Consider the following 15,472-nt stretch of genomic DNA (forward strand, 5'->3'; position numbering starts at 1 on the left):
CGATGCAACAACCGCCTGCCGCGTTAAGCCTGCGGCTTCGGCGCGCCGGGGAAGTGCCGCTGCAGCACGGCGGCCGGCGTGGCGTAGGCCTCCTGCAGGTCCACGCTCCAGTACTTCAATTCGTCGAGCGGTATCCGCGTGTCGGTAATGGCGCAGCGCACATAGGTCCCCGGCGAAATCACGCGGAAGTCGCCGTCGAGATATTGCACCTGCGCCTCGCCGCTGCCCGAGGGGCCGAACTTGTTCAGCACGGTCGAAAGTCTCCGTGGAAGGCCGCGTCCAGGCAGACCCTGGAGGGCACGATGTGTTGGACGGAATGTAGCATAGATAGGGTGGCTTGTCCGCCCGGTAAACCCACCGGTTTGTGATGTTTTGCCGCCGTTTCCGCATGATAGTGCTTCGCGCGAAGGGGGCTTGTTCCGGCACCTCTTACGGCAGAGTCCGATGCGCCTTCGATTGACCGCCCTGTTCCTGATGCTGCTGATGTCGGCGGCGCGCGCAGCGCCTGCGCCGCAGCAGGTCGACATTCCGCTCTCATCGGGCGTGCTGCATGCGCAGCTCTACAAGCCTGACGGCGAGGGGCCGTTTCCGACCGTGATCGCGCTGCACGGCTGCGGCGGCCTCGGTGGCCATTCCGATTCCGTCCTGCCGCGCTATCGCGACTGGGCCGAGCGGCTGCTCAAGGCCGGCAACGCCGTGCTGCTGCCCGACAGCTACGGCTCGCGCGAGCTCGGGCCGCAATGCCGCGTCAAGGAGATGCACGTCAAGGCGCGGCGCGAGCGCGTCACCGACATCGCGGCCTCGCGCGCTTGGCTGATGAAGCAGGGCTGGGTGGCGCGCGACCGCGTCAGCCTGATCGGCTGGGCCAACGGCGCCAGCGCGCTGCTCTGGGCGGTGCGGCCGCAGAGCGCGGCGCGCGATGCGGGCCCGGATTTTCGCGCGGCGATCGCGTTCTATCCGGACTGCCGGATCTCCGCCGGTCTCGGCTGGAGCGCGCGGGTGCCGACGCTGGTGCTGATCGGTGCCGATGACGACGTGTCGTCGCCGCCGGCCTGCCGCCAGATGGTGGACGGCGCGCGCGGCCGCAGCGCGCTCGCGCGTATCGTGGTCTATCCCGGCGCCTGGCACGATTTCGACCGCGCCAACACGCCGCTGCACGTCGTCGCCGGCAGCAGCGATGCCGCGGCGCCCGAGCACGGCCATCTCGGCACCGATGCGGTCGCCCGTGCCGACGCGCAGAAGGAAGTTTCGCAATGGCTGGCGCGGTAGCGATGGTCCCGTAGCCCGGATGGAGCGCAGCGCAATCCGGGAATCGTGCCACGCGCTGCGACCGTCCCGGATTACGCTGCGCTCCATCCGGGCTACCGGCTACGGCGGGGCCGATCGCGCAGGAATGCGGTGTCGGCACGTGACAGCGCCTTAGTTCGACCACGATGTCGATTAAACGCAAGTCCCATGCGCAACCGCTTCGCCCTGTTCTCCTCCGCCCTGATGGTCTTCACCGTCGCAATCTTCCTGTTCGAAGCCCACGCCGGCGCGCCCATGCAGGCGCCCGAGCATTGCGGCTTCTGGACCACGATCGACGCGGGATTGTCCTGCCGGTAGGGCGGGCTGCCTCACACCGTCATTGCGAGCGCAGCGAAGCAATCCAGAGTCCCTCGGCGGAAAGATTCTGGATTGCTTCGCTGCGCTCGCAATGACGAGTTCGTGGAAGCACCTTCCCTCGCCCCTTAGAACAACGTCCCCTGATCCACCGGCTTGCCCACGCGCTTCGGCGCGGGTTTTGTCTCCTGCGCTGCGGACTTCGGCTGCGATGGTGCACGCTTGGCCGCCGGCGCCGGGCGATCCGCATCCGTCGTCGCCCCCACACGTCCATCCGCGAACTCGATCTCGACGCGCGCGCCGGGACCGATCGTATCGGCCGCATGCACGGGATGTCCCGCCTCATCGCGCACCAGCGCAAAGCCGCGCGCGAGCACGCCGCGATAGGACAGCGCGGACAGCAACTTGCCGCTGTTCTCCACGCGCGCATCGAGCCGCTGCAGCAGCGTCGCCAGCGCGCGGCCCGCGCGTTCGCCGAGCCTTTGCGTGCGCTCGCGCTGGCGGACGATCGCGCTCCGCTGCGCCTGCGCGTTGGCAAGCTTGGAGGCGCGCAGGCGCACTTCAAGCCCGGCAAAGCGATCGCGCCGCCGCCGCAGCAGCGAGCGCGCGGACAGACCAAGCCGCTCGCCGCATACGGTGAGGCGGTGATCGGCCTGCGAGATCTGCCCGTGCAGCACCCGCAGCGTCAGCTTTGAACTCGCCGTGGTGAACCGTCGGAAATGCGCATGCGTGTTGGCCTTCAGCCCGCGCGGCAGCGACGCGCCCGCCGAATCCAGCCGCTGCCGCGGGATCGCGAGCAGATCGCCTGCCGACGGCAGCGCGCGTGCGGCGGCCCGCAGCTCGTTGCGGCGGCTTTCGTGCGCGCGCAGCCAATAGGCGTGGGTGCGGCGGCCGAGATCGGCGACCTCGACGAACAGATCGCTGCGCACCGGCACCGCCATCTCGGCCGCGGCCGTCGGCGTCGGCGCGCGCTTGTCGGCGACGAAGTCGATCAGCGTGATGTCGGTCTCGTGCCCCACCGCCGAGATCAGCGGGATCATGCTCTCGCTTGCGGCGCGCACCACGATCTCCTCGTTGAACGACCAGAGGTCCTCCAGCGAGCCGCCGCCGCGCGCGACGATCAGCACGTCGGGCCGCGGAATCCTGCCGCCCTCGGGCAGCGCATTGAAGCCGCGGATCGCGGCCGCCACCTGCTCGGCTGAACCTTCGCCCTGCACCTTCACCGGCCACACCAGCACATGGCGCGGAAAGCGATCTTCCAATCGGTGCAGGATGTCGCGGATCACCGCGCCGGTCGGCGAGGTCACCACGCCGATCACCTCGGGCAGCCAGGGCAAGAGCTGCTTGCGCGCCTCGTCGAACAGGCCTTCGGCGGCGAGCTTCTTCTTGCGCTCCTCCATCAGCGCCATCAGCGCGCCGATGCCGGCCGGCTCCAGCGCCTCGATCACGATCTGGTATTTCGAGGAGCCCGGATAAGTCGTCAGCTTGCCGGTGGCGATGACTTCGAGCCCCTCCTGGGGCTTGAAGCGCATCCGGCCGTGCACGCCCTTCCAGATCACCGCCTCGATCTTGGCGCTCTCGTCCTTCAGCGCGAAATAGCAATGCCCGGAGGAATGCGCGCCGCGAAAGCCGGAAATCTCGCCGCGGACCCGGACATGGCCATAGGTGTCCTCGACCGTCCGCTTCAGGGACTGCGAGAGCTCGGACACGGTGAATTCGGGGGCGTTGTTCAGTTGTTCCGCAGGCGGCATCGGCAGACGATTCGGCATGTTGGGGTCAGACCCGCTGTTTAAGGATTTTCGCCGCGCGGCGCCAATCATTCCGGGCGCGCTCCCCGCTCTCCGCCGTCATCCCGGGCGCGTCTTGACTCACGTGTAATTTCATATATGCAATATGACAATCATATATGAAACTAAAGGGAGCCGAGCCCATGACCGATGCGATCACCGATCCCAACGATCCGCGTCGACGCATGTTCGGCGACTACCGGCTCAAGCCGGGCAGCGGGGTCAATCCGCCCTATTCGCCGGCCTATCCGGTGGAGTGGGGATGCACCTTGCGCACCGTCGAGGTCATGACTCGCGTCGCGCCGGGCAAGGTCGCAGCGCTGCTTGCCGACACGCCATTCGAGATCGCGAGCGATCGGGTCGCTTTTCGGTTCATGCGTTCGCCCGGGCATTCCCTGGCCGTGCACGCCGGCGAGATGTTCGATCTCATGATCTCCGTGCCGGTGCGCTACAAGGGGTTGTTCACCGAGACGCATATCTTCATGTATTGCAGCGATCCCATGGGGATCTGCGCGGGACGCGAGGTGTTCGGCTACACCAAGAAGGATACCCACTACGCCTTCGACGAACATCCGGACGGCTCGATCACCGGATGGGTCCGGCGCCGCGGCATTCCGCTCGCCGATTTCTCCTTCACGCCGGATCAGTCGGCACCGGTCGTTCGCGTCGTCGACGGCGATGAGCTGCCCGCCGGTGAGATCCACGTGCGCCGCTTGCCGCATCCTGAGCGGCTCGGGACGGCCTATTCAGACATCGTCTATCGCCGCACGCCTTTGAAATACTCCAGGCCGGTGCCGGGCCGCGCCACCATGACACTGCACGCGAGCCCCTACGATCCGATCGCCGAGCTCGATCCGGAAATCCTCGGCGCGCATTTCATGGTGTCGGACGTCTATGGCGGCGGCTTCGAGGTCGAGGACCGGCGCCTCATCGAACGGCTCGTTCCGTAACGACAGGATCGGCCTGCGCGCGATGGTCGCGCGGGTGAAAACATAAACAAGCGTGCAGAAGCACGTACCGGCAAGGGAGGTTTGGACATGGTGGGACGATATCGGGTGAGCCGCCGGCGGCTGCTGGCCGGGGCGGGTGGTCTTGCATTGGGCATGACCGGGCTCGGCGCGCAGGCGCAGGAGACAAAACCGCTTCGCATCGGTGTGCTGACGGACATGTCCAGCCTCTATGCCGACGTCACCGGTCCGGGCTCGCTGCTGGCAGCCAAAATGGCGGTCGAGGATTTCCAGGCGGCCCACAAGATGGCCCGTCCGATCGAGGTGATCAGCGGCGACCACATGAACAAGGCCGATGTGGGCGCCAACATCGCGCGCGAGTGGATCGATCGCCAGGGGGTCGATGTGATCGTCGACGCGCCGAATTCAGCCGTCGCACTCGCGGTCCGCAACATCGTGCAGCAGAACAACAAGACATTGCTGGTCTCGGGCGCGTCTTCGTCGGACCTGACCGGCAAGTCCTGCTCGCCCAATCTCGTGCACTGGACCTACGATACCTACGCGCTCTCGTCCGGTGTCGCGCGCGCTGTGGTCGAGAGCGGCGGCAAGAGCTGGTTCCTGCTCACCGCCGACTACGCCTTTGGCCATGCTATGGAAGGCGACATCAAGAACGTCGTGCAGAAATTCGGCGGCAAGGTCCTCGGCGGGGTTCGCACACCGATCAACACGCAGGACTTCTCCTCCTTCCTGTTGCAGGCCCAGTCTTCCAAGGCTGAGATCATCGCGTTGGTCAATGCCGGCGGCGATACCATCAATTCCATCAAGCAGGCGGTCGAATTCGGCATCCCGCAAGGTGGCCAGCGCGTGGTCGCAACCGTGCTCTATCTCAGCGATGTGCACTCGCTCGGTCTCAAGATCGCGCAGGGACTGCAGTTCACCGAATCCTTCTACTGGGACCTGAACGACGATACCCGTGCCTGGACCAAACGATTTGCACCGCGCAACAACGGCCGCTACCCGACCGCGTTGCATGCGGGTGCCTACGCAACGACGCTGCATTACCTCAAGGCGGTCGATGCGCTCGGCGCGTCCGGCGACGGCAAGGCCGTCGTGGAGCAGATGAAGAAGCTGCCGACCGATGATCCCCTGTTCGGCAAGGGCAGCGTGCGGGCTGACGGCCGCAAGCTGCACAACATGTATCTGTTCGAGGTGAAGACGCCTGCGGACTCCAAATATCCCTGGGATTATTACAAGCTGGTCAAGACCATTCCACCGTCCGAGGCTTGGCGGCCGCTGGAGGATGGTGGCTGCGAGTTCCTGAAATCATGACCGCAACAGACCGGCGACCGGTGGCGCTCGTCACCGGCGGCGGGGGCGATATCGGACGCGCCATTGCGCTGAGGCTGGCGCGGATGAGCGATGCGGTCGCGATCGTCGACCGCGATGAAGCGGCAGCCAACGCCGTTGCGCGGCTCGTCGAGGACGGCGGCGGCAAGGCGCTTGCCATCAGTGCCGATGTTGCCAGCGCGCGCGATACGGCCGCCTTCATCGAGACGGTCGAAGCACGGTTGGGGCCGATCGGCATATTTGCCAACAACGCGGGCATCGAAGGTGTCGTCGCTCCGTTGCACCAATATCCCGACGACACGTTCGATCGGGTGCTGCAGGTCAATGTGAAGGGGGTCTTTCTCGGCCTCAAGCACGTGCTTGCAAGAATGATCCCGCGCGGCGCGGGCACGATCGTCAACACCGCATCGACGTCGGCGATCCGTGGGCGGGCAGGGCTCGCCGGCTACGTCGCGTCCAAGCACGCCGTGCTCGGACTGACGCGTACCGCTGCGCTTGAGGTCGGTGGAACGAAGATCCGGGTCAATGCCGTTCTGCCCGGGCCGATCGAGTCGCGCATGATCCGGGAATTGGAGGGGCAGTCGCGCGACAACGCGGTAGCCTTGCGCCGAAACGGCGCGGCTGCGCATGGGCGGCCGCAAGACGTCGCCAACATCGTGGCCTTTCTTGCGTCCGACGAGGCCGCGCATGTCAATGGTGCGGCCTGGGTCGTCGATGGCGGAATGACCGTGGCTTAGCCGCCGATCTTCTCGGAGACGATTTTGGCGGCGCTTCGCAGCTCGGCAGCGATGATGCCGGCCTCGTTCGCGGGAATCTGATCCTGCCTGACCAGCGGCACGGTCAATGCAGCCACCGCGCGGCCGGAGGCTTCGACGATCGGGCAGCTATAGGCGAGAATGCGCGTATAGCCGTCGTCATTGGAGAAATTTCCCCTTCCGAGGAAATGCGGTCGAGCGCCGCCAGTGCCTTCCTGGCACTGATGCGATCGTGCGCAGCGATGACATGCGCAAGCTCCTGGCGCCGGCCCTCGAGCTCGAAAGGCCGCCAGCACTTTCGCGGAGGCGTATTGCTGCGTGAGCGGGAAGACCGCGCCGACCTTGACCGACCAGCCCATCAGCCATTCCGGCTCGATGCGGGCAATCACCATGAACTGCTCGCCGTGCAGCACCGTGAGGTGACAGGACAGCTGCACGCGGGAGGCAAGCTGCTCCATCACCGGCAGCGCGGCCTTCAACAGCCGCTCGGTCGGCGGGAATTGCGAGGCGATCCGGAACAGTTGCAGGGTCAGCGTATATTCCCCGGTCGCCGGGTCGCGCGCGACGTAGCCACGGCGTTCCAGCGCCACCAGCATCCGGAAAATCTCGCCGACGGAACGGCCGACGCGCTCGGCCAGCTGCTTCTGGCTGAGGCCGCGTGAGGCGCCCGCCAGCGCCTCCAGAAGGTCCAGCCCCTTCTCCAGGGCCGGCGCGCCCGGCTGCAGTTTCTCAGGGTTCGTCATCCATCAGGCCTTTAAGGGGCGCGTATCTCGATTCCATGTACCCGATCGCCGGCGCGGCGAAAAGTCGTCCGCCCGGGCCGGTACGCCGCGGAATGAGGGCATCGAATGACGGGCCTGTGGCTCGGCACCGCCTTCGTCGCGATCGGCGTCGTCATCACCGCACCGACGCTGATCGGCTTCTTCTTCGTCGGCGAGGCATTCCCGCTCTGGATGGCCTTCGTCAACGGCGGCGGCCTGATCCTCGGCGGCCTCTGGATGCGGCGGATCTGATGGCTGAGCTACGACATCATCCACCAGCCGCTACGCCTGAAGATCATGGCGGCGTTGAACGCGCTGCCGGCGACGGCCGGCCTGGAATTCGCGCGGCTGAAGAAACTGACGGGCGCCACCGACGGCAATCTCGGGGCGCATATCGAGACGCTGGCGAAGGCGGGCTACGTGTCGGTGGAGAAAGCGTTCGTGGGGAAGAAGCCGCAGACGACGGTGACGGCCACCGCGGCAGGGCGTGGCGCGTTTGCGCGGCATGTGGCGACGTTGCAGGAGATTATTGCGGGGAGGCAGGTTTGATCTTCCAATAGGTCCGATCTTCCGAAGCTGGCGCGAACTTCTTATCCTACCCTGGAGGGGGAGGGTCGATCGCGCGCAGCGCGAGCGGGGTGGGGTGATCTCTCCGCCCGGGCACGGTTGCGTGCCTGCACCGTCATCTTAGTTCCCGTTCATATGCCTCACGCATCTACGCTGTCTTGTGCTCGGACAACGCTGATATCCAGGAGCATAATGCGGCGGGTATAGCGCCCACTGACGCATCATGCATGGACGGGCGCTCCCCCAGATAGTGCGCCCAGACCAAAGCAAATACTCCAGTTGCACACGCCGTTATGACGAGACGCAGATAACGACGCTGCTTGCACAACACCCCGTCGACAGCGGCAGCAAAGCACGCTGGTATGAAGACGATGAAGTAAGCAAACTGTTCTGCGAATAGCCAGAAGCCAGCCTCCGGCAGACCCTTCTCCAGTATCGAAGGAGCCACGAACACAAGCAGCGCGAACTGCGGCATGAGAAGCGGGAAGACCAAAATACGCGTCATACGGACACCATAACCTAGATGTCGGCCCCGCTTTTGTGCAGATTTTCAGGAATCTTTGAGTGGTTCATGAGCTCGTAGGATGGGTTGAGCCCTTGCGAAACCCATCGCTTCTCTATCCCCGTTCTCCGTAGTCGCGGCCGTCATCCGACTGGTCGCCGGCCCAATCGGCCGGGTAATCGCCGAGCTTTACGTGGCGATGAAACGAGGATGGCGCCCAGTCACGGACTCGGTTGACGAGCCCGTGCTTGACCGGATTGATATGAACGTAGTCGACATGCCGCGCGAAATCGACGTCGTCGCGAATGGTGTGCTCCCAATATCTGCGTTGCCAGATGCCCCGCTCACCTCTGGCCGAGCGGCTTTGGGATATCCTTTCGTTGTGCGCCAGACCGCGCGAGAAGGTGGATTTGATCAACTGCCAGCGCATTGCAAAATCGGCATCACCTTCCGGTAACGTCCACACCGTGTGAAGGTGATCAGGCAGCACCACGATGGCATCGATCGTGAATGGATGGCGTCGGTGCGTTTCACGAAACGCGGTGCGCAACGACCCGATATGATCCGTCAGCAACGCCAGCTTCCGCTCCGCCAGATTGACGGTGAAGAAGAAGCACCCACCCGAAACGAAGTTGCGGCGGTACGAGGTCATGACGGGACGTTACCACGAAACAAGTGCGATGGGTTTCGCAAGGGCTCAACCCATCCTAAGGGCTGGAATTCGGGCGCCTGAAAAAGCTCACCGGCGCCACCGACAGCAATCTCGGGGCGCATATCGAGACGTTGGCGAAGGCGGGCTATGTGTCGGTGGAGAAGGCGTTCGTGGGCAAGAAGCCGCAGACGACGGTGACAGCCACAGCCGTGGGGCGCGGTGCGTTTGCAAGGCATGTACCGATCTTGCAGGAGATCATTGCCGGGAGGCAGATGTAGGCCATTGGCAAGATCGGTACAGTTGGGTGGGTACTGCCGTCCAGCCAATGTCTTATTGAAAAACCAGGAGAATTTGCACTCCTTAATCTCGGCTTTGACAGCCTGTTTTGCATTTCGGCGGGCGTATTGCACTTGCCGTACCCAGACGGGACTCTATGATATGAATTCCGTCTATGAGCACGAATCTGACTGTGAAACTGCAACCTGCTTCCGCCTGGATTTGTCGGGGGAAGTAGTGGCGCTTCGCGCATCGATTGATGCTTCCCGGCTAGGGAGCGGTGTGTTCGCGCTTGGCGGCGTGGCCTTCGGCTATGACCGCGCCGTTAAGGCGAATGCGGAGTGGAGTCGCCTTATGAATGGGCGAACTTTCCACATGACCGATTTAAATGCGCGAAGGGGGATTTCGAGGGAATAACCGATACCGAAAAAAACAAAATAATGGTCGGCATCGTCTCAATTCTGAAGACCTATGCTTCGAGTATCGTTGCCGTGTCTTGCAACGATAGCAACATTTCCGAAGTGTTTCCTTCGGTCACTAGCGGAGATCGAAATAGCGAGGAGATGAGAAACGCCTTCCGCTCACCCTATGGTGTGATGTGTAACCTATGCCTATTCGCCTTCGGCGCAATCCAGAAGGAGAGAAACTCAAAAGAGGAAAGCATATCTCGTACATCTTCGAGGCCGGCGATGGCGGTCAGCCGGGCATGTTGAGATTCCTCAATTTTATAATGGATCGACCTGCCGGTCAGTTGCTTGCTGAATCTTACTCAATGTCGAGGTTCACCGCCGCCACGAAGGGCCAGATGGAGGGCATTTTTCACGCGGCCGATTTTGTTGCTTGGGAGTGGTCCCGCCATGTCGAGCGACAGATAAAGGGCAAAGTGATGCGCAAATCTCTCTCTGTGCTTACGGGAGAGGATGCGGCAACCCCAGATTATTTTGGGTTGACTCTAGGTAGTAAAAGACACTCGCACCTGTTTCGGCATTACAACAACAGGCACATAGATAGGTTCGTCCGCTATTTCCGCGAAATTATCGAGGCGACTTCGCACGAAGCCATTGAATCTGCCAACCAACAATGGGTTGCGACGAGATTTTAGTTCGTAGAGCATGAGAGACAATTCGATTTATGCGAGCAAGCTAAGTCGTTGATTTGACTCACATCGAAATCGCAGAAAGTCGAAAGATTCACATCCTCGTAGGATGGGTTGAGCCCTTGCGAAACCCATCGCTTCTTTATCCCCTTCACCGGCCGTCGTCCGACCGATCGCCGGCCAATAGGCCGGATAATTGCCGAGCTTCACAGGGCGATGAACGATGAGGGCGCCGATTCACGTACTCGGTCGACGAGCCCGTGCTTGACCGGGTTGATATGAACGTAGTCGACATGCCGCGCGAAATCGACGTCGTCGCGAATGGTATGCTCCCAATATTGCGGCGGTACGCGGTCATGACGCGACGTTACCACGAAACAAGTGCGATGGGTTTCGCAAGGGCTCAACCCATCCTACGTGCTACCACTCGTCACCGAGTATCAGAGCCGTCGCGGAATACCCATTGACCGTTCTCAAAGCTGACGTTGGTTCGACGCTGCGCCTCGGGCGCAAGGTCTTCCTGCCAAATGATTGTCTTGCCAACAAATGTCTGCGAGTAGCCAATCGTTAGAAAGCTGTACGACAACGTCTTCTCATCCGCAGCGTCTACCTGCAAGAACCGCACGGATTTGATCTTCAGATAGCGGTCCACAAATTCCGGCCATATGACGACATTGTCCGCGAGCCCTCTCAACTTGACCGTTGGATATACCGTGCCGGCCACACGTTCACTTCGTAGGTCATCATTGCCTCCAGCGGCTATTGAGGAGGCCCGATCAAATAGAAGCTCGTTGATTGCGATTGTTTCTTTGTACCGATACTCCTCACCCTCCGGGACATCAGCTGTAAATGCTAAGGACATCCGCCTCCGAATGCGGCGATTATAATTTGTCTCATTGACGATGGGGCTAGCCAACGGCGAACGCTGCGAATTTTGGCTGGAAATAGGTGCGCCTAGTTTCTCAAGCGCATCGGGATGATATCCGAGGTTGTGCATCCAGAGCGGTTCTGTCACGGCCCATTCCGATAACGCAATCAAGTCTCCTTGCTTCGCATGTATTTCGAAGAATATAGGGAACTCTCCAGCGCACCCATAAAACATGGAGCGATGGTCACGATTGGCGCGACCTGGCTTCAAAACAAACTGCTGCGGCGGGTAGGAAATCCTGTCCACACTACTCGGGCGTTCGCCGCAGAATACTCCGCGGTAAAGTTTGTTCATCGTTCGCATGGGCTTTATTGCGACTGTATAACCGCCGATCCGTCGCCTCAGGTAGGCCTTCATGGCGTCGATGGTCATCGTCTTCAATTGCTCTAAGGTAAAAAACTCGCCTCCGCTTGTCTGCGGCAGGTTTGAATTGTGTACCCACGCTCCTCTATCCACAATTCTCATTGAAAACCTCTCCCCACTTCAGTTCACACACCCTTAGTTTTCGGCCACCAGTAGCTAACCGGTCCAAACCAAAGATCCTTAGGATCAAGCTCTGATGCGCAACCTTGGGAAGACAGGTCGCGCCACGTCTGTCGTGTCCCTTCTCTAGCCGCAACCGCGCTCAAGAGAGCGTCGCGCTCGTGCTCGCTTCTGTGGCTCGGGTCCGGGCCTTTGAGGTCAAACCGGTCTGCAATCGAGGCCCACGGCGCGTTATGAAGCTCAAGTGCTCTGAGTAAGGCCTTCGGATGTGCCTCGGTGATTGGAAGACTTGGAGAGAGTATGCGCAGACGCATCGCCAGCAAGACACCCTGAACCACTACCGCTCCTCGCAGGCTGTTTACAGATTGGACGGTGCCAGAAGGGATTCGGTAGGTCTTTCGGAGCCACTCATCGACTGATCGGCCTCCGCCCGCACCGGATGACCACCAAAGGGGCAGTCGATGCCTACCGCCTCCGGCCGCTCAATCCAACTGACGGCATCGTCAACTGAAGAGCAACGGTGGGTCTTGAAATGCCCGTCACTGTAAAGCGCGGCTAGTCCGAAACTATTGACGCCACCAGGATCAGCACCAAACCAAGCCATGAGCTTCCTCTTCCAGAGGGCCGCAAGCGTTCAGCCGCGGCAAATCGGAATCCCTGCGATTCTAAAAGGCTCTGCTCCTCTTTGTACTGCGGTGTTACAATTCGATCTAACGTTCGTTGCGGCGTTCGGTATCGGCAATGTTCGCCATTCCGTCGAAGGTGGAGATAGATTCCGGGTCGTCGCCGACCGTTTTGCGCATGGCGCGATCCGATGGATTCCGGGCTCGCGCTACGCGCGCCCCGGAATGACGGGTAGTGGAAGGCACCCCCCTTGAGCCCCACCCCGATTCGTGCGACCTCCGCCCCATCCAAACCCCTCAATTCTGAGCCCTCGATGCACATTCTCCTGCTTGGTTCCGGCGGCCGTGAACATGCCCTGGCGTGGAAGATCGCGGCTTCTCCCTCGTGACCAAACTCTGGTGCGCGCCCGGCAATGCCGGCATCGCGCGGGAGGCGGAATGCGTGGCGCTCGATGTGGCCGACCATGCCGCCGTGATCGCCTTCTGCAAGACCAACGCGGTGGAGCTCGTGGTGGTCGGGCCGGAGACGCCGCTGGCGGCCGGCATCGTCGATGATCTCACCGCCGCCGGCATCAAGGCGTTCGGGCCGGACAAAATCCCCGCCCAGCTCGAAAGCTCCAAGGGGTTCACCAAGGCGCTCTGCACCGAGTTCGGCATTCCCACCGGCGCCTACAAGCGTTTCACCAATGCCGATGACGCGCGCGCCTATGTGCAGAGCCAGGGCGCGCCGATCGTGGTGAAGGCCGATGGCCTCGCCGCCGGCAAGGGCGTCGTCGTCGCCAAGACCGTGCGCGAGGCCGAGGACGCCATCGCCATGATGTTCGAAGGCGCCTTTGGCGAGGCCGGCGCCGAGGTGGTGATCGAGGAGTTTCTGCCGGGCCGCGAGATCAGCTTCTTCGCGCTGTGCGACGGCGAGACAGCCATTCCGCTGGCCTCCGCGCAGGACCACAAGCGCGTGTTCGACCACGATCTCGGCCCGAACACCGGCGGCATGGGCGCCTATTCGCCGACGCCGCTGGTCACGCCCGCGGTCCACGACGCGATCATGGCGAAGATCATCCTGCCGACCGTCGCCGGCATGAAGCAGCGCGGCACGCCGTTCCGCGGCATTCTCTATGCCGGCATCATGCTGACGACGCAGGGCCCAAAGCTGTTCGAGTTCAACGTCCGCTTCGGCGATCCCGAGTGCCAGGTGCTGATGCTGCGCATGATGAGCGACATCGTGCCGGCCTTCCTCGCCGCATGCGACGGCCAGCTGAAGAATTTTGACATTCGCTGGTATCCGGAGTCCGCGCTGACGGTGGTGATGGCGGCGAAGGGTTATCCCGGCGACTATCAGAAGGGTACGCGCATCGAGGGGCTGGAGGAGGCCGGGAAGGTCGAGGGCGCCGAGATCTTTCATGCCGGCACCGTCGCCAAGGACGGCGCGATCCTCGCCAATGGCGGCCGCGTGCTCAATGTCTGCGCGCTCGGCAAAACCGTGACGGAAGCGCAGGCGCGCGCCTATCAGGCCGTCGACCGCATCCGCTGGCCGGACGGCTTTTGCCGCCGCGACATCGGCTGGCAGGCGGTGGAGGCCGAGAAGGCGCGGGGCTAACGGAAATTATGTAAGTAGATCAACGGGCGTTCTACTGTGCATGGGGTTGTTTTCGACGTTTGAGAGGTGGAACCATGTCCGATCTTGCCGACCTCTATCCCGGCTTCGCCTCCGAATGGATCAACACCTCCTTCGGCCGCATCTTCGCCCGCGTCGGCGGCAGCGGCCCGCCGCTGCTGCTGCTGCACGGCTTCTCCGAAACCAACGTGATGTGGCACCGCGTGGCGCCGCAGCTGGCCGACACCTTCACGCTGATCATCGCCGACCTGCCGGGCTATGGCTGGTCCGACATGCCCGAGAGCGACGCGCTGCACATCCCCTACAGCAAGCGCGCGATGGCCAAAGCGATGGTCGAGGCGATGGAGCAGCTCGGCCACGTCCACTTCGCGCTCGCCGGCCACGACCGCGGCGGCCGCGTGTCGTATCGCCTCGCGCTCGATCATCCCGGCCGGCTCTCGAAGCTCGCCGTGCTCGATATCCTGCCGACCTATGATTACTGGGAGCGGATGAACCGCGCCTATAGCCTGAAGATCTGGCACTGGACCTTCCTCGCCCAGCCCGCCCCGCTGCCGGAGACGCTGATCGCAGGGCAGGGCGAGTTCTTCCTCCGCTTCAAGATGGCGAGCCAGACCAAATCGAAGACGCTGGACGCGATCGACAAGCGCGCGCTCGATCACTACCTCGCCCCGTTCCGCGATCCCGCCCGCATCCACGCGATGTGCGAGGACTACCGCGCCGGCGCCTATTTCGACTACGATTTGGACAAGGCCGATTTCGAAGCCGGCAAGAAGATCACGGTGCCGATGCTGGCGCTGTGGGGCAACGCCGGCATCGCGCAAGCCGCCGCCACGCCGCTCGACACCTGGAAGCAATGGGCCACGAATGTGGAGGGCATGCCGGTGGATTCCGGCCACTTCCTCACCGAGGAAAACCCCGATGTCACCGCGAAGGCGCTGCGCGAGTTCTTCTCAGCTTGAGGATCTTGTAGCCCGGATGGAGCGCAGCGAAATCCGGGAGGCTGTCACCGCAGCGGCACGGCCCCGGATTGCGCTGCGCTCCATCCGGGCTACGCAGCTCGCCCTACCGCCGCTCCCGAAAGAAGTCCTTGAGCAGCCGCGCCGCCTCGCTCTCCCCGACCCCGGAATAGACGTCCGGCGTATGGTGGCAGGTCGGCGAGGTGAAAAACCGCACGCCGGATTCCACCGCGCCGCCCTTGGGGTCGGCCGCGCCGTAATAGAGCCGCCTCACCCTTGCAAAGGAGATCGCGCCCGCACACATGGTACACGGCTCCAGCGTCACGTAGAGGTCGCAGTCGACCAGGCGCTCGCTGCCGATCTTGCTGGCCGCCTCGCGCAGCGCAACGATCTCGGCATGGGCGGTCGGGTCATGGTCGGTCAGTGTCCGGTTGGCGGCGGTGGCGATGACCTCGTAATTGCGGACCACCACGCATCCGATCGGGACTTCGCCCGCCTTTCCGGCATTTTCGGCCGTTTTGAGCGCCAAATCCATGAAAGAGGGCGCTTTCAAGCCTCGTATCATCGCCTAAAAC

The 15,472-nt window shown here is 62.8% G+C and carries 16 protein-coding genes and 2 pseudogenes; 11 read left to right on the forward strand and 7 right to left on the reverse strand.

All coding sequences use genetic code 11. The features are described from left to right. Positions 1 to 23: 23 nt before the first annotated feature. Complete coding sequence (locus ACQ86E_RS18500) at positions 24 to 251, reverse strand: DUF2093 domain-containing protein (RefSeq protein ID WP_151644268.1); 228 nt, start codon at positions 249 to 251, stop codon at positions 24 to 26. 193 nt (positions 252 to 444) lie between these two features. On the opposite strand from ACQ86E_RS18500, the gene ACQ86E_RS18505 reads away from it, so the two are divergent. Continuing rightward, positions 445 to 1,269 carry a dienelactone hydrolase family protein gene (locus ACQ86E_RS18505; RefSeq protein ID WP_431201204.1) on the forward strand — a complete coding sequence of 275 codons (825 nt, stop codon included), beginning with the start codon at positions 445 to 447 and terminating at the stop codon, positions 1,267 to 1,269. Between the two features lie 186 nt (positions 1,270 to 1,455). After that, a complete protein-coding gene (locus tag ACQ86E_RS18510) occupies positions 1,456 to 1,605 on the forward strand; it encodes a hypothetical protein (RefSeq protein WP_431201205.1) in 150 nt (49 codons plus the stop codon). A 125-nt stretch (positions 1,606 to 1,730) separates the two neighbouring features. Here ACQ86E_RS18510 and xseA read toward each other — a convergent pair whose 3' ends face one another. Continuing rightward, positions 1,731 to 3,371: an exodeoxyribonuclease VII large subunit gene (xseA, locus tag ACQ86E_RS18515; protein WP_431201206.1), complete on the reverse strand. Its 1,641-nt coding sequence runs from the start codon at positions 3,369 to 3,371 to the stop codon at positions 1,731 to 1,733. A 161-nt stretch (positions 3,372 to 3,532) separates the two neighbouring features. On the opposite strand from xseA, the gene ACQ86E_RS18520 reads away from it, so the two are divergent. From ACQ86E_RS18520 to ACQ86E_RS18530, 3 genes are all read left to right on the forward strand, one after another. Beyond that, positions 3,533 to 4,339 carry an acetoacetate decarboxylase family protein gene (locus ACQ86E_RS18520; protein WP_431201207.1) on the forward strand — a complete coding sequence of 269 codons (807 nt, stop codon included), beginning with the start codon at positions 3,533 to 3,535 and terminating at the stop codon, positions 4,337 to 4,339. 87 nt (positions 4,340 to 4,426) lie between these two features. After that, the gene (locus ACQ86E_RS18525) at positions 4,427 to 5,665 is read left to right on the forward strand and encodes an ABC transporter substrate-binding protein (protein WP_431201208.1); all 1,239 of its coding nucleotides are present in this window, start codon (positions 4,427 to 4,429) and stop codon (positions 5,663 to 5,665) included. Further along, positions 5,662 to 6,420, forward strand: coding sequence for an SDR family NAD(P)-dependent oxidoreductase (locus tag ACQ86E_RS18530; protein ID WP_431201209.1), 759 nt, complete (start codon positions 5,662 to 5,664; stop codon positions 6,418 to 6,420). The genes ACQ86E_RS18525 and ACQ86E_RS18530 overlap by 4 nt, the downstream gene beginning before the upstream one ends. Here the strand turns inward: ACQ86E_RS18530 and ACQ86E_RS18535 are convergent. Further along, positions 6,417 to 7,181 (reverse strand): IclR family transcriptional regulator, encoded by a 765-nt coding sequence (locus ACQ86E_RS18535; RefSeq protein WP_431201210.1) that lies wholly within the window; start codon positions 7,179 to 7,181, stop codon positions 6,417 to 6,419. The genes ACQ86E_RS18530 and ACQ86E_RS18535 overlap by 4 nt on opposite strands. Before the next feature lie 105 nt (positions 7,182 to 7,286). Between ACQ86E_RS18535 and ACQ86E_RS18540 the strand changes: the two genes are divergently transcribed. Together ACQ86E_RS18540 and ACQ86E_RS18545 are read left to right on the forward strand one after the other, a co-directional pair. Then, positions 7,287 to 7,451: a hypothetical protein gene (locus tag ACQ86E_RS18540; protein WP_431201211.1), complete on the forward strand. Its 165-nt coding sequence runs from the start codon at positions 7,287 to 7,289 to the stop codon at positions 7,449 to 7,451. Between the two features lie 45 nt (positions 7,452 to 7,496). Continuing rightward, positions 7,497 to 7,748: a winged helix-turn-helix domain-containing protein gene (locus ACQ86E_RS18545; RefSeq protein ID WP_431201212.1), complete on the forward strand. Its 252-nt coding sequence runs from the start codon at positions 7,497 to 7,499 to the stop codon at positions 7,746 to 7,748. 166 nt (positions 7,749 to 7,914) lie between these two features. Here ACQ86E_RS18545 and ACQ86E_RS18550 read toward each other — a convergent pair whose 3' ends face one another. Together ACQ86E_RS18550 and ACQ86E_RS18555 are read right to left on the reverse strand one after the other, a co-directional pair. Beyond that, positions 7,915 to 8,271, reverse strand: a complete 357-nt coding sequence (locus ACQ86E_RS18550; protein WP_431201213.1) for a hypothetical protein — start codon at positions 8,269 to 8,271, stop codon at positions 7,915 to 7,917. A 112-nt stretch (positions 8,272 to 8,383) separates the two neighbouring features. Beyond that, positions 8,384 to 8,920 carry an REP-associated tyrosine transposase gene (locus tag ACQ86E_RS18555; protein ID WP_431201214.1) on the reverse strand — a complete coding sequence of 179 codons (537 nt, stop codon included), beginning with the start codon at positions 8,918 to 8,920 and terminating at the stop codon, positions 8,384 to 8,386. Positions 8,921 to 8,979: 59 nt separating this feature from the next. On the opposite strand from ACQ86E_RS18555, the pseudogene ACQ86E_RS18560 reads away from it, so the two are divergent. Next, a pseudogene (locus ACQ86E_RS18560) lies at positions 8,980 to 9,198 on the forward strand (transcriptional regulator); the annotation flags it as partial. A gap of 605 nt (positions 9,199 to 9,803) precedes the next feature. Then, the gene (locus ACQ86E_RS18565) at positions 9,804 to 10,298 is read left to right on the forward strand and encodes a hypothetical protein (RefSeq protein ID WP_431201215.1); all 495 of its coding nucleotides are present in this window, start codon (positions 9,804 to 9,806) and stop codon (positions 10,296 to 10,298) included. Positions 10,299 to 10,722: 424 nt separating this feature from the next. Here ACQ86E_RS18565 and ACQ86E_RS18570 read toward each other — a convergent pair whose 3' ends face one another. Next, the gene (locus tag ACQ86E_RS18570; RefSeq protein WP_431201216.1) at positions 10,723 to 11,685 is read right to left on the reverse strand and encodes a hypothetical protein; all 963 of its coding nucleotides are present in this window, start codon (positions 11,683 to 11,685) and stop codon (positions 10,723 to 10,725) included. Between the two features lie 955 nt (positions 11,686 to 12,640). On the opposite strand from ACQ86E_RS18570, the pseudogene purD reads away from it, so the two are divergent. After that, positions 12,641 to 13,923: pseudogene (purD, locus tag ACQ86E_RS18575) on the forward strand (phosphoribosylamine--glycine ligase). A 74-nt stretch (positions 13,924 to 13,997) separates the two neighbouring features. After that, complete coding sequence (locus tag ACQ86E_RS18580) at positions 13,998 to 14,900, forward strand: alpha/beta fold hydrolase (protein WP_431201217.1); 903 nt, start codon at positions 13,998 to 14,000, stop codon at positions 14,898 to 14,900. A gap of 103 nt (positions 14,901 to 15,003) precedes the next feature. Here the strand turns inward: ACQ86E_RS18580 and ACQ86E_RS18585 are convergent, their stop codons facing one another. Beyond that, a complete protein-coding gene (locus ACQ86E_RS18585) occupies positions 15,004 to 15,462 on the reverse strand; it encodes a nucleoside deaminase (RefSeq protein ID WP_431201218.1) in 459 nt (152 codons plus the stop codon). Between the last annotated feature and the right edge of the window lie 10 nt (positions 15,463 to 15,472).

Origin of the sequence: Bradyrhizobium betae, from assembly GCF_050632175.1 — a bacterium.
Lineage (GTDB): Bacteria > Pseudomonadota > Alphaproteobacteria > Rhizobiales > Xanthobacteraceae > Bradyrhizobium > Bradyrhizobium betae_B.

What these genes read in the sequence shown, in the direction of transcription:
- ACQ86E_RS18505 (WP_431201204.1), top strand. Translation starts at nt 445, where the DNA reads ATGCGCCTTCGATTGACCGCCCTGTTCCTGATGCTGCTGATGTCGGCG.
- ACQ86E_RS18510 (WP_431201205.1), top strand. Translation starts at nt 1,456, where the DNA reads ATGCGCAACCGCTTCGCCCTGTTCTCCTCCGCCCTGATGGTCTTCACC.
- xseA (WP_431201206.1), bottom strand. Translation starts at nt 3,371, where the DNA reads ATGCCGAATCGTCTGCCGATGCCGCCTGCGGAACAACTGAACAACGCC.
- ACQ86E_RS18520 (WP_431201207.1), top strand. Translation starts at nt 3,533, where the DNA reads ATGACCGATGCGATCACCGATCCCAACGATCCGCGTCGACGCATGTTC.
- ACQ86E_RS18525 (WP_431201208.1), top strand. Translation starts at nt 4,427, where the DNA reads ATGGTGGGACGATATCGGGTGAGCCGCCGGCGGCTGCTGGCCGGGGCG.
- ACQ86E_RS18530 (WP_431201209.1), top strand. Translation starts at nt 5,662, where the DNA reads ATGACCGCAACAGACCGGCGACCGGTGGCGCTCGTCACCGGCGGCGGG.
- ACQ86E_RS18535 (WP_431201210.1), bottom strand. Translation starts at nt 7,181, where the DNA reads ATGACGAACCCTGAGAAACTGCAGCCGGGCGCGCCGGCCCTGGAGAAG.
- ACQ86E_RS18540 (WP_431201211.1), top strand. Translation starts at nt 7,287, where the DNA reads ATGACGGGCCTGTGGCTCGGCACCGCCTTCGTCGCGATCGGCGTCGTC.
- ACQ86E_RS18545 (WP_431201212.1), top strand. Translation starts at nt 7,497, where the DNA reads ATGGCGGCGTTGAACGCGCTGCCGGCGACGGCCGGCCTGGAATTCGCG.
- ACQ86E_RS18550 (WP_431201213.1), bottom strand. Translation starts at nt 8,271, where the DNA reads ATGACGCGTATTTTGGTCTTCCCGCTTCTCATGCCGCAGTTCGCGCTG.
- ACQ86E_RS18555 (WP_431201214.1), bottom strand. Translation starts at nt 8,920, where the DNA reads ATGACCTCGTACCGCCGCAACTTCGTTTCGGGTGGGTGCTTCTTCTTC.
- ACQ86E_RS18565 (WP_431201215.1), top strand. Translation starts at nt 9,804, where the DNA reads ATGCCTATTCGCCTTCGGCGCAATCCAGAAGGAGAGAAACTCAAAAGA.
- ACQ86E_RS18570 (WP_431201216.1), bottom strand. Translation starts at nt 11,685, where the DNA reads ATGAGAATTGTGGATAGAGGAGCGTGGGTACACAATTCAAACCTGCCG.
- ACQ86E_RS18580 (WP_431201217.1), top strand. Translation starts at nt 13,998, where the DNA reads ATGTCCGATCTTGCCGACCTCTATCCCGGCTTCGCCTCCGAATGGATC.
- ACQ86E_RS18585 (WP_431201218.1), bottom strand. Translation starts at nt 15,462, where the DNA reads ATGATACGAGGCTTGAAAGCGCCCTCTTTCATGGATTTGGCGCTCAAA.